The sequence below is a fragment of the Streptomyces sp. NPDC017056 genome, from assembly GCF_044332485.1.
Lineage (GTDB): Bacteria > Actinomycetota > Actinomycetes > Streptomycetales > Streptomycetaceae > Streptomyces.
Window position 1 is genome coordinate 1 of the sequence record NZ_JBIRPD010000035.1, and the last position, 11,206, is coordinate 11,206.

The 11,206-nt window shown below is 69.9% G+C and carries 11 protein-coding genes and 1 riboswitch; of the genes, 10 read left to right on the plus strand and 1 reads right to left on the minus strand.

Features of this window, described 5'->3' with window-relative positions; translation table 11 throughout:
• Nucleotides 1–261 precede the first annotated feature (261 nt).
• The 10 genes from ACH4OW_RS38095 (at nucleotide 262) to ACH4OW_RS38140 (ending at nucleotide 10,524) form a co-directional block, all read left to right on the plus strand.
• Nucleotides 262–870 (plus strand): CDP-alcohol phosphatidyltransferase family protein, encoded by a 609-nt coding sequence (locus ACH4OW_RS38095; RefSeq protein WP_360139262.1) that lies wholly within the window; start codon nucleotides 262–264, stop codon nucleotides 868–870.
• Nucleotides 871–984: 114 nt separating this feature from the next.
• Nucleotides 985–3,480, plus strand: a complete 2,496-nt coding sequence (locus ACH4OW_RS38100) for a mannose-1-phosphate guanyltransferase (protein ID WP_360139259.1) — start codon at nucleotides 985–987, stop codon at nucleotides 3,478–3,480.
• 118 nt (nucleotides 3,481–3,598) lie between these two features.
• The gene (locus ACH4OW_RS38105; protein ID WP_360139256.1) at nucleotides 3,599–4,513 is read left to right on the plus strand and encodes a DUF881 domain-containing protein; all 915 of its coding nucleotides are present in this window, start codon (nucleotides 3,599–3,601) and stop codon (nucleotides 4,511–4,513) included.
• Nucleotides 4,510–4,842, plus strand: a complete 333-nt coding sequence (locus ACH4OW_RS38110; RefSeq protein ID WP_003984969.1) for a small basic family protein — start codon at nucleotides 4,510–4,512, stop codon at nucleotides 4,840–4,842. The genes ACH4OW_RS38105 and ACH4OW_RS38110 overlap by 4 nt, the downstream gene beginning before the upstream one ends.
• Complete coding sequence (locus ACH4OW_RS38115; protein WP_398033352.1) at nucleotides 4,842–5,777, plus strand: DUF881 domain-containing protein; 936 nt, start codon at nucleotides 4,842–4,844, stop codon at nucleotides 5,775–5,777. The genes ACH4OW_RS38110 and ACH4OW_RS38115 overlap by 1 nt, the downstream gene beginning before the upstream one ends.
• A gap of 106 nt (nucleotides 5,778–5,883) precedes the next feature.
• Nucleotides 5,884–6,732 carry an FHA domain-containing protein gene (locus ACH4OW_RS38120; RefSeq protein WP_360139265.1) on the plus strand — a complete coding sequence of 283 codons (849 nt, stop codon included), beginning with the start codon at nucleotides 5,884–5,886 and terminating at the stop codon, nucleotides 6,730–6,732.
• Between the two features lie 17 nt (nucleotides 6,733–6,749).
• The gene (locus ACH4OW_RS38125) at nucleotides 6,750–7,499 is read left to right on the plus strand and encodes a MerR family transcriptional regulator (RefSeq protein WP_360139250.1); all 750 of its coding nucleotides are present in this window, start codon (nucleotides 6,750–6,752) and stop codon (nucleotides 7,497–7,499) included.
• Between the two features lie 53 nt (nucleotides 7,500–7,552).
• Entirely contained in the window at nucleotides 7,553–8,026 is a 474-nt protein-coding gene (locus ACH4OW_RS38130) for a bifunctional nuclease family protein (protein WP_003984965.1), read from the plus strand.
• 186 nt (nucleotides 8,027–8,212) lie between these two features.
• Entirely contained in the window at nucleotides 8,213–8,815 is a 603-nt protein-coding gene (locus tag ACH4OW_RS38135) for a MerR family transcriptional regulator (protein ID WP_360139247.1), read from the plus strand.
• 230 nt (nucleotides 8,816–9,045) lie between these two features.
• The gene (locus ACH4OW_RS38140; RefSeq protein WP_398033356.1) at nucleotides 9,046–10,524 is read left to right on the plus strand and encodes a DNA polymerase IV; all 1,479 of its coding nucleotides are present in this window, start codon (nucleotides 9,046–9,048) and stop codon (nucleotides 10,522–10,524) included.
• On the opposite strand, the gene ACH4OW_RS38145 is transcribed toward ACH4OW_RS38140, so the two are convergent.
• Nucleotides 10,428–10,817 carry a PRC-barrel domain-containing protein gene (locus ACH4OW_RS38145; protein ID WP_360139241.1) on the minus strand — a complete coding sequence of 130 codons (390 nt, stop codon included), beginning with the start codon at nucleotides 10,815–10,817 and terminating at the stop codon, nucleotides 10,428–10,430. The two genes, ACH4OW_RS38140 and ACH4OW_RS38145, sit on opposite strands and share 97 nt — an antisense overlap.
• Nucleotides 10,818–10,931: 114 nt before the next feature.
• Nucleotides 10,932–11,029, plus strand: a riboswitch (glycine riboswitch).
• Nucleotides 11,030–11,206 lie beyond the last annotated feature (177 nt).

Consider the following 11,206-nt stretch of genomic DNA (forward strand, 5'->3'; position numbering starts at 1 on the left):
GGGACCCTGTGGGAGAGTAGGACGCCGCCGAACAAATTGTGAATGTGGGGAGCCCCGCACCGTATGGTGCGGGGCTTTCCGCATTTCCGGACCCTTTGAGGAGAAACCAAGGCAGCGGAGGGCGAGCGGCCGGCCGACTGCTGACCGTTTTTTGGGTGGTTGTCCGGCGGTATCCGGACAGGGGCCCCGCGGTGTGGCGGACTGTAGTGGCCAGGTAAGGTCAGGGGGCATCGTCGGTACGTTCCCACAGGAGGCCCCCGGGTGGAGGTCCAGGAGACGCGCGTCCAGACGGATCGTGTCCTCACCATCCCGAACATTCTGAGCATGGCTCGTCTCGTCGGCGTGCCGGTGTTCTTGTGGCTGATCCTGTGGAAGGAGTTCGGCGGCCCGGACACCAAGTACTGGGCGCTGCTCGTACTGGCGCTCAGCGGCGTCAGCGACTACCTCGACGGCAAGCTGGCCCGCCGCTGGAACCAGATCAGCAGCCTCGGCCGGATCCTCGACCCCGCCGCCGACCGGCTGTACATCCTCTCCACTCTCGTCGGCCTGACCTGGCGGGGGATCCTCCCGCTGTGGGTCACTGGTGCCTTGCTGGCGCGCGAACTCATGCTGTTGATCGCGGTCGCGGCGCTCGCCCGGCACAAGTACGGCCCTCCCCAGGTGAACTTCCTGGGGAAGGCGGCTACATTCAACTTGATGTATGCGTTCCCGTTGCTGCTGCTCAGTGACGGAGAGGGTTGGCTCCACACGCTCGCTGCTATTTTCGGATGGGCGTTCGCCGGATGGGGTACAGCGCTCTACTGGTGGGCAGGGATCCTCTATGTGGTCCAGGTCCGCCGACTCATCAAGGCGGACGCCAAGGCCGACTGAACTCGCCGCACCGGCACCCGGCGGAGACCGGGTGCTGAGAGTGGAGAACGGTAAGTCTTCCGGACGGGTGAAGTCGGCAAGACCGTCGTCTCTTTAGAGGAGGACGCTTCCGACATGAAGGCCGTTGTGATGGCCGGTGGCGAAGGCACCCGTCTTCGCCCCATGACGTCGAGTATGCCCAAGCCGCTGCTGCCGGTGGCCAACCGGCCGATCATGGAGCACGTACTGCGGCTGTTGAAGCGGCATGGGCTCAGTGAGACCGTAGTGACCGTGCAATTCCTGGCGTCACTCGTCCGGAACTACTTCGGTGACGGCGAAGAGCTCGGTATGGAGCTCACCTACGCCAATGAGGAAAAGCCGCTGGGGACGGCCGGCAGTGTGAAGAACGCCGAGGAGGCGCTTCGCGACGACGCTTTCCTGGTGATCTCCGGCGATGCGCTCACCGACTTCGATCTCACCGACCTGATCCGTTTCCACAAGGAGAAGGGCGCGCTCGTCACCGTCTGCCTCACGAGGGTCCCCAATCCTCTGGAATTCGGCATCACGATCGTCGACGAAGAAGGCAAGGTCGAGCGTTTCCTGGAGAAGCCGACCTGGGGGCAGGTTTTCTCCGACACGGTGAACACGGGCATCTACGTCATGGAGCCCGAGGTCTTCGACTACGTGGAGCCCGACGTCCCGGTGGACTGGTCGGGTGATGTCTTCCCGCAGCTGATGAAGGAGGGCAAGCCGGTTTACGGCTATGTCGCCGAGGGCTACTGGGAAGACGTCGGCACGCACGAGAGCTATGTGAAGGCGCAGGCCGACGTCCTCGAAGGCAAGGTCGACGTGGACATCGACGGCTTCGAGATCTCCCCGGGTGTCTGGGTCGCCGAGGGCGCCGAGGTGCATCCGGACGCGGTGCTGCGCGGGCCGCTGTACATCGGCGACTACGCCAAGGTCGAGGCCGACGCGGAGCTGCGCGAGCACACCATCGTGGGGTCGAACGTCGTCGTCAAGAGCGGTGCCTTCCTGCACAAGGCCGTGGTGCACGACAACGTGTACATCGGGCAGCAGAGCAACCTGCGCGGCTGTGTGATCGGCAAGAACACCGACATCATGCGGGCGGCGCGGATCGAGGACGGAGCCGTCATCGGCGACGAGTGTCTCGTCGGTGAGGAATCGATTGTTCAGGGCAATGTCCGGGTCTACCCGTTCAAGACCATCGAGGCCGGCGCCTTCGTCAACACCTCGGTGATCTGGGAGTCGCGCGGTCAGGCACACCTGTTCGGCGCGCGGGGCGTGTCCGGCATCCTGAACGTCGAGATCACACCCGAGGTGGCGGTGCGCCTCGCCGGCGCGTACGCCACGACCTTGAAGAAGGGCTCCACGGTCACCACGGCCCGTGACCACTCCCGCGGCGCGCGGGCGCTCAAGCGCGCGATGATCTCCGCCCTCCAGGCCAGCGCCATCGACGTACGCGACCTGGAGAACGTGCCGCTGCCGGTCGCCCGCCAGCAGACGGCCCGGGGCAGCGCCGGCGGCATCATGGTCCGTACGACACCGGGCGTGCCGGACTCCGTCGACATCATGTTCCTCGACGAGCGGGGAGCCGACCTGTCGCTCGCGGGCCAGCGCAAGCTGGACCGGGTCTACGCGCGCCAGGAGTACCGCAGGGCCTTCCCCGGCGAGATCGGCGATCTGCACTTCCCCTCCAGCGTCTACGACTCGTACACCGGGTCGCTGCTCAGAGCCCTGGACACGGAGGGCGTCGGAGAGTCGGGCTTGAAGGTGGTCGTCGACGCCTCCAACGGCAGCGCCGGCCTGGTGCTGCCCAGCCTCCTCGGGCGGCTCGGCGTCGACTCGCTCACCATCAACCCCGGCCTGGACGAGTCGCGGCCGACGGAGACCGCCGACGCCCGGCGCTCCGGACTGGTCCGTCTGGGGGAGATCGTGGCGTCGGCGCGGGCGGCCTTCGGGGTGCGTTTCGATCCCGTCGGCGAGCGGCTGTCGCTGGTGGACGAGCGCGGCCGGATCATCGAGGACGACCGGGCGCTGCTGGTCATGCTCGACCTGGTGGCCGCCGAGCGGCGCAGCGGGCGGGTGGCGCTGCCGGTGACCACGACCCGTATCGCGGAGCAGGTGGCCGCGTACCACGGGACGCAGGTGGAGTGGACGACCACCTCGCCCGACGACCTGACCCGGGTGGGCCGCGGGGACGACACCATCTTCGGCGGTGACGGCCGGGGCGGGTTCATCGTGCCGGAGTTCAGCAGCGTCTTCGACGGCGCGGCAGCGTTCGTACGCCTGATCGGGCTGGTGGCGCGTACGCAGCTCACGCTCAGCCAGATCGACGCGCGCATCCCGCGTGCCCATGTGCTCAAGCGGGACCTGGCGACGCCGTGGGCGGTCAAGGGCCTGGTCATGCGCCATGTGGTGGAGGCCGCGGGCGACCGGTCGGTGGACACGACCGACGGCGTACGGGTGGTGGAGGCCGACGGGCGCTGGGTGCTGGTGCTGCCGGACCCGGCGGAGGCCGTCACCCATCTGTGGGCGGAGGGCCCGGACGACGCCTCGGCGCAGCAGCTGCTGGACGAGTGGTCAGCGGTGGTGGACAGCGCGGGCCGCTGATCACCCGCCGGGCGTACCCGCGTCCGGACGAACCCGATGGTGCCACCGGCGTGCCGCGATTCGGCACGCCGGTGGGGCCATTGGGTGACTGCGGCGCCGACGTGCGACGATGTGCGGCATGTCGCAGCAGCGCCCCGATCGGAGCACCCCTCACCAGACCTCGCGCCCCGATGCCTCGATGTCGCTGCTGACCAACGTCATGGACCACGCCCTGGACGACGGGTACGCGGAGGCGTCGGCGCGCAAGGCCGAGGCCGGGGTGCGCGGCCTCCCTCGTACGCTGCGGGCGAAGTTGGGGCTGGCGGCGGGCCTGGTGCTCGCCGCGGTGGTGGTGACGGTCGGCGCCGCCCAGGCGCGGATATCGGCGCCGACCCTGGCCAAGGAGCGCGAGGAGCTCATCAACCGCATCGAGCACGGCACGGCCGACGCCGACGCGGTACAGAAGCGGGTCGACGCGCTCCGCAACGACGTGGGTGCCATGCAGCGTGAGGCGCTGAAGAAGCACGGCGGCGACAAGGCCGAGCTGCTGGCGCTGCTGGCCGGTTCGACCCGGGTGACCGGGCCCGGGGTGAAGCTCGTCGTCGACGACGCCAAGTCGGCGCAGTCCGGTGGCGGCGGCCCGCGCGAGAGCAGCGGGTTCTCGGACACCGGGCGGCTGCGCGACCGCGATCTGCAGCGGGTCGTCAACGGCCTGTGGGCGTCCGGCGCCGAAGCCGTCTCCGTCAACGGGCAGCGGCTCACCTCCCTGTCGGCGATCAGAGCCGCGGGAGACGCCATACTGGTCGACAACAAGCCGCTGGTGCCGCCGTACACGGTGCTGGCGGTGGGGAACGGGCACCAGCTCAGCACCGCGTTCCAGGACAGTGCGGACGGTCAGTACTTGGACGTCCTGCGCAAGAACTACGGGATTCGTACGAAGATTTCCGCCGAGAACGAGGTCACGCTGCCGCCCGCGCCCAGTTTGATCGTACGTACAGCACAGCCGAAGGCCGGTGCCGCGGGTGGCGCCGACACAGGGAAGGGCACATCGTGATCGCCGTACTGGGCCTCATCGTGGGAGTCGTGGTCGGACTTGTGGTCCGACCCGTGGTGCCGACGGTGGTCGAGCCCTACCTGCCGATCGCTGTCGTCGCGGCGCTGGACGCCGTCTTCGGCGGTCTGCGCGCGATGCTGGACGGCATCTTCGACGACAAGGTCTTCGTCGTCTCGTTCCTGTCCAACGTGGTGGTCGCCGCGCTCATCGTCTTCCTCGGTGACAAGCTCGGCGTCGGTGCCCAACTGTCCACCGGTGTGGTCGTCGTACTGGGCATCCGCATCTTCTCGAACGCCGCGGCCATCCGCCGGCACGTCTTCAGGGCCTGATGCCGATGGCTACGGACGAGAATCCCGAGCGGGACGGAACGCCGGAGCCCGGCCGGCCGGAGGGCGAGCGCGGGCCCGGCCGGCCGGCCGACCGGCGGCCGCTGCCTCCGGAGAGCCGGTCGGCGGAGCGGCCGGCGGACGGGAAGGACGCCGGGGACCAGGCGCGGGAGGAGGGCACGGACGGGGCCGCGAAGCCCGGCGCGCCGGAGCCGGCGATGACCGGCCGGCAGCGTCTGGTGGCCGGTCTGTGGCCGCCGCGGCTGACCCGGGCCCAACTGATCGTCGCCCTGCTGCTGTTCATTCTCGGACTCGGCCTGGCAATTCAGGTACGTTCCACGAGTGACAGCAGTGCACTGAGGGGTGCGCGACAGGAGGATCTGGTGCGCATCCTGGATGAATTGGACAACCGCTCGCAGCGCCTGACGGATGAACAGCGCAGGTTGGAAGGCCAGAAGACCGAGCTGGAGAACAGCTCGGACCAGGCCGAGGAGGCCCGTAAGCAGACCGTGGAGAAGGAGCAGCAGCTCGGTGTGCTGGCGGGGACGGTGGCGGCCCAGGGGCCGGGCATCAACCTCACCATCACCGACTCGACGCACTCCGTCGAGGCGGACAAACTTCTGGACACCATCCAGGAGCTGCGGGCGGCCGGTGCCGAGGCCATCCAGATCAACGACGTGCGGGTCGTGGCCGACTCCTACGTCACGGATGTCCGCGGCGGTGTGGAGGTCGACGGGAAGCGGGTCGCCCAGCCGTACCGCTTCAAGGTGATCGGCAAGCCCCAGGACCTGGAACCGGCGCTGAACATCCCTGGCGGAGTGGTGCAGACTTTGGAAAAGGAGCAGGCCACTGTGTCTGTGAGCCGTGACGAGAAGATCATTGTGGACGCCTTGCGAGAGGCGAAGCGGCCTGACTACGCTCGGTCGTCATCGCGGTGAGCGAGCCAGGTATGGGGAGGGCCCGGGCAGGGCATGAGGCAGCGGGGGGTCGGCGCACCGAACGGGTGGTGCGTGGTGGAAACTGTGTGGAGGCCACGGACGTTCACTGGATGTCCGGATCGGCCGGTGTGTGCATCGAGGGTTCGTCCTGCCCCACGGGCGGGTCTGTTTCGTTCAAGGGGAATCGCCCGTGAAGTTGTTTGCAAAGCTGTTCGGCAAGAGCGCACGCCAGGAGGGCGGCAGCGGCTCGGCGAAGCACCGTGCCCAGGGCCGGCCCGACGAGGGCGGCGCCGCTCAGGAGCGCCCGCTCTTCCGTGACCAGGTCGGCGGCGCCGGTGCCGGGTCTGTTGACCCCTCCGTGCCCGGCCGCATAGGTTCCCAGGGACCGTCGGCCGCTAGCACGGGTGGAGGGGTTGCCTTGCCGGTGTGTACGAGGTGCGGGCACCGGAACGCCGAGGCGAGCCGGTTCTGCTCCAACTGCGGAGCTCCGCTGCGCCCCGGCGCGCAGGCCGAGCGTGCCTCCGAGACGACGTCGACCATCTCGATCTCGGGCCTGGAGGCGTACGACGCGGAGACGACGGGGCAGACGCCGATCCCGTCGCTGTCCCCCGAGGCCCAGGCGGCCGTCGAGGCGCTGCCCATGGGCTCGGCCCTGCTGGTCGTGCGCCGGGGGCCGAATTCGGGCAGCCGCTTCCTGCTGGACGGCGACCTGACGACGGCGGGCCGGCACCCGCAGAGCGACATCTTCCTGGACGACGTGACGGTCTCGCGCCGCCACGTGGAGTTCCGCCGCGGCCAGGACGGCGGCTTCACGGTCGCCGACGTCGGCAGCCTGAACGGCACGTACGTCAACCGTGAGCGGATCGACTCGGTGCCGCTCGCCAACGGCGACGAGGTCCAGATCGGCAAGTTCCGGCTGGTCTTCTACGCGAGCCAGCGGGGCGTCGGGTTCTGACCGGCCAGGGAAGGCATATGCACCGCACTGGGCCGGGCGGTGCCGGGTCTGCCGGCACCGCCGCCTCGGACGGCAAGCTGATGAGCATCGGCACGGTGCTCAACACGCTGCGCGACGAGTTCCCCGAGGTGACCATCTCCAAGATCCGCTTCTTGGAGGCCGAGGGGCTCGTCGAGCCCCGGCGCACGCCGTCCGGCTACCGCAAGTTCAGTACGGAGGACGTCGCCCGGCTGGCGGCGGTCCTGCGCATGCAGCGGGACCACTATCTTCCGCTGAAAGTGATCCGCGAGCACCTCGACGCCTTGGCGCGCGGCGAACAGGTGCAGCTGCCGGCCCCGGCCGCGCCCGCGGGCGAGCTGCTCGGCAGCCTGGGCGAGCCGGCCGGCGACCTGCCCACGGCCGCCCGCATCGGCCGCGCTGAGCTGCTGGCCGCCGCGGAGGTCGAGGAGGCGCAGCTCGCCGACTGGGAGGCGTACGGGCTCATCGTCCCGGACGCCGACGGGGGGTACGACATCGAGGCCGTCACGGTCGCCAAACTTGTCGCAGAACTGGGGCGTTTCGGACTCGAACCCCGCCATTTGCGCGCGGTGAAGGCGGCGGCCGAGCGGGAGGCCAACCTGGTCGAACAGGTCGTGGCGCCGCTGCGCCGGCACCGTAACCCGCAGACCAGGCAGCATGCCGAGACCACCGCCAGGGAGCTGGCCACACTGTCCGTGCGGCTGCATGCCGCACTGGTCCAGTCCGCCTTGCGCGTCCGGCTGACGTGAGCAATGGGTGGCCCGACTACCCAAACCGGCCGGGCACGTCCTAGGGTTGCTGTGTGAACGAGCTCGATGTCGTGGGTGTCCGGGTGGAAATGCCTTCCAACCAACCGATCGTGCTCCTACGGGAGGTAGGAGGCGACCGTTACCTGCCCATTTGGATCGGGCCGGGGGAGGCCACCGCCATCGCCTTCGCCCAGCAGGGGATGGCCCCTGCCAGGCCGCTGACGCACGACCTCTTCAAGGACGTGCTGGAAGCGGTGGGCCAGGAACTGACCCAGGTCCGCATCACGGACCTGCGCGAGGGGGTCTTCTATGCGGAACTGGTCTTCGCCAGTGGTGTCGAGGTCAGCGCCCGCCCGTCCGACGCCATAGCGCTGGCGCTGCGTACCGGTACGCCGATCTACGGGACCGACGGGGTCCTCGACGACGCGGGGATCGCCATCCCGGACGAGCAGGAGGACGAGGTGGAGAAGTTCCGCGAGTTCCTCGACCAGATCTCGCCCGAGGACTTCGGCACGAACAGCCAGTGATCCGGGTGTGCGGAGGGCCGCCTTCCGCGCATTCGAGTAGCCTTTCCCCGTCCGGGGGCACGAGAAACCACTCGCAGGGTGATTATCACTCGGCGTGGCGAGCGCGGCGATCGTTGACGCACCCCGAGTGACTGCATACCGTCGATATGGCAGGTCCCGTCCGGGACGTGGAGGACGGAGGTCGGCGTGGCAATCACCGGCGACGGTACGGCGGCGGAAGGGGCGTTGCCGCTCCACTCCGGGGCTGCTGAGCGCACCCCGGTACAGACTGCCGCGGTGCCGGGGGACCGCGGGGCGGAAACCATCGGCTACCGCGGTCCGACGGCGTGCGCGGCCGCGGGCATCACCTACCGCCAGCTCGACTACTGGGCCCGTACGGGGCTCGTCGAGCCGAGCGTGCGGCCCGCCTACGGGTCGGGCACCCAGCGGCTCTACAACTTCCGGGACGTCGTCGTCCTGAAAATCGTCAAGCGGCTGCTGGACACCGGGGTCTCCCTCCAGAACATCCGCACCGCGGTCCGGCACCTGCGCTCGCGCGGGCTGTCCGACCTGGCGAGGATGACGCTGATGAGCGACGGCGCGACGGTCTACGAGTGCACCTCGCCCGACGAGGTCGTCGACCTGCTCCAAGGCGGTCAGGGAGTCTTCGGCATCGCGGTCGGCGTGGTGTGGCGCGACGTGGAGGGCGCGCTGTCGCAGCTGCACGGGGAGCGCGTGGACACCGGCGAGACGCTGGTCCGGCACAACCCCCACGACGAACTGGCGCGGCGGCGCAACCGGGCGGTCTGAGCCGGGCGTATCGGTTCCGGGCGTACCGGGTCCGGGCGCCGGGCGGTCCGGGCGGCTGTGTATGCCCGTCACGGCGGTCTGACGCGCCCCTGTGGCACCAGAAGCACCCACTGCGCTCTTCTGCCCCAGCAGCCTCCTCCGGCGCCTCCAGGGCGTCTCGGAGCGATTTCCGTGCCGTCCGCCGGGGCCGGTCGGCGCGATTGTCAGTGGTGTGGGGGAGCATCGGTCGTGTGAGACGTGCGCCGACGATCCTGCATCTGGACATGGATGCGTTCTACGCGGCCGCCGAGCAGGCGGCCAAGCCGAGCCTGCGCGGGAAGCCCGTGGTGGTCGGCGGCATCGGCCCGCGCGGCGTGGTCTCCACGGCGTCGTACGAGGCCCGCGTCTTCGGGGTGCGCTCGGCCATGCCCACGGCCCAGGCCCGCCGCCTCTGCCCGAACGCGGCCTATCTGACGCCGCGCTTCACCCTGTACCGCCAGGTGAGCGACCGGGTCATGGAACTGCTCCACGAGCTGTCGCCGCTGGTGGAGCCGCTCAGCCTGGACGAGGCGTTCGTGGACCTGGAGGCGGGCGGCGTCGCGGCGGACACCCGGTCCGCGCGTGCGGTGGGCGAGCGGCTGCGGCGGGACATCAGGGAGCAGACGGGACTGACCGGTTCGGTGGGGCTGGCCGGGGCCAAGATGCTCGCCAAGATCGCTTCCGAGCAGGCCAAGCCGGACGGCCTCGTGGTCATCGAGCCGGGCACCGAGCGCGAGATGCTCGGGCCGATGACGGTGCGCACGCTGCCCGGGGTGGGCCCGGCCACCGCGGAGGCGCTGCGCCGGGCGGGCATCCATACGGTCGCCGAGACGGCCGAGGCCGGCGAGGCGGAGCTCGTACGGCTGCTGGGCAGGGCGCACGGCGCCGGGCTGTACGCGATGGCGCTGGGGCGCGACGAGCGGCCCGTGGTGGCGGAGCGGGACGCGAAGTCCATATCGGTCGAGGACACCTTCGACGTGGACCTGACGGACCGGACGCGGGTGCGCGCCGAGCTGACGCGGCTGGCCGACCGGTGCGTGCAGCGGCTGCGGGCGGCCGGGCGGTCGGGGCGGACGGTCGTGATCAAGGTGCGTAACTACGACTTCTCGACGCTGACCAGGTCGGAGACGCTGCGCGGGCCCACGGACGACCTGGGGGTGGTGCGGGAGGCGGTGGCCCGGCTGCTGGACCTGGTGGACACCACGGGCGGCGTACGGCTGCTGGGGGTGGGGGTGACCGGACTGGCGGACTTCACGCAGGAGGACCTGTTCGCCCAGCTGGCGACGGAGAAGGCCGCCCAGGAGGAGGCCGAAAGGGAGCGCAGGGCGGTCGACGAGGCCGTGCGGGAGGCCGCCGGTGAGCCCGAGCCCGAGCGGCCGCGCAGGTGGCTGCCCGGGCTTGACGTGAATCATGAGGAGTACGGGGCCGGGTGGGTGCAGGGCAGCGGCGTGGGGCGGGTGACCGTCCGGTTCGAGCAGCCGTGGTCGGCGCCGGGGCGGGTGCGCACCTTTCCCGTCGGCGATCCGGCGCTGCGGCCGGGGGAGCCGCTGCCGCTGGTGGGCGGGCCGCCGGACGACCGGGGGGTCCCCGCCGCTCAGTCCTCCGCGCCGGCGACCCGGCCGAATTCCGTGTCGGCCGGCGCGGCGTCCGAGCCGGGGACGGGATCGGGGGCCGGAATGTCCAGCCGGTAGTGGTGGTAGAGCTGTAGTTCCTGCTCGGGCGAGAGATGGCGGCCGACACCGAAGTCCGGCGCATCCCTGATCAGCTTGCGGTCGTAGGGGACGTGCAGCGCTTCGCCGACCAGGTCGCTGGGCTCCAGGGGGACGAACGCGTCCCGGCTGAAGATCCCGGTGCGTACGGCCGCCCATTCCGGTTCGCCGGTCGCGTCGTCCAGGTACACCTCGTCGACGGTGCCGATCTTGGTTCCGTTTCTGTCGAACGCCTTGCGGCCGATCAAGCTGCGGGGATCGATATCGGTCTGCACGGTCCCTCCAAGTGGTCGCAACTGCCTTGTGACAACTACCAAACGGCACATTTCATGCCCTGGCCACTCGAAGGAACGTCCGTAAGCCGCGCTGGTAGGCTGACGAACGGCTGTAGACCCCATGCGGGAGAGTCCCTTGCCGATCATGGCGGGGGCGCCGAAGGAGCAACTCCTCCCCGGAATCTCTCAGGCTCACGTACCGCATGGACGAGGTCACTCTGGAAAGCAGGGCGGGCCACGGTCGGGCACAGCGCCGGAACCCCTCCTCACCGACGGTGAAAGCCGGTGCCGCGTGCGGGACCGGTGAAGCTCTCAGGTTGAGATGACAGAGGGGGAGGCCGTCCGGGCACCAGCGCCGTGGTGCCCCGCGTAGGTCGAAACGACCAGGA

Excerpts from the sequence above, each read along its gene's own strand:
- ACH4OW_RS38100 (WP_360139259.1), top strand. The coding sequence starts at position 985 with ATGAAGGCCGTTGTGATGGCCGGTGGCGAAGGCACCCGTCTTCGCCCC.
- ACH4OW_RS38105 (WP_360139256.1), top strand. The coding sequence starts at position 3,599 with ATGTCGCAGCAGCGCCCCGATCGGAGCACCCCTCACCAGACCTCGCGC.
- ACH4OW_RS38115 (WP_398033352.1), top strand. The coding sequence starts at position 4,842 with ATGCCGATGGCTACGGACGAGAATCCCGAGCGGGACGGAACGCCGGAG.
- ACH4OW_RS38125 (WP_360139250.1), top strand. The coding sequence starts at position 6,750 with ATGCACCGCACTGGGCCGGGCGGTGCCGGGTCTGCCGGCACCGCCGCC.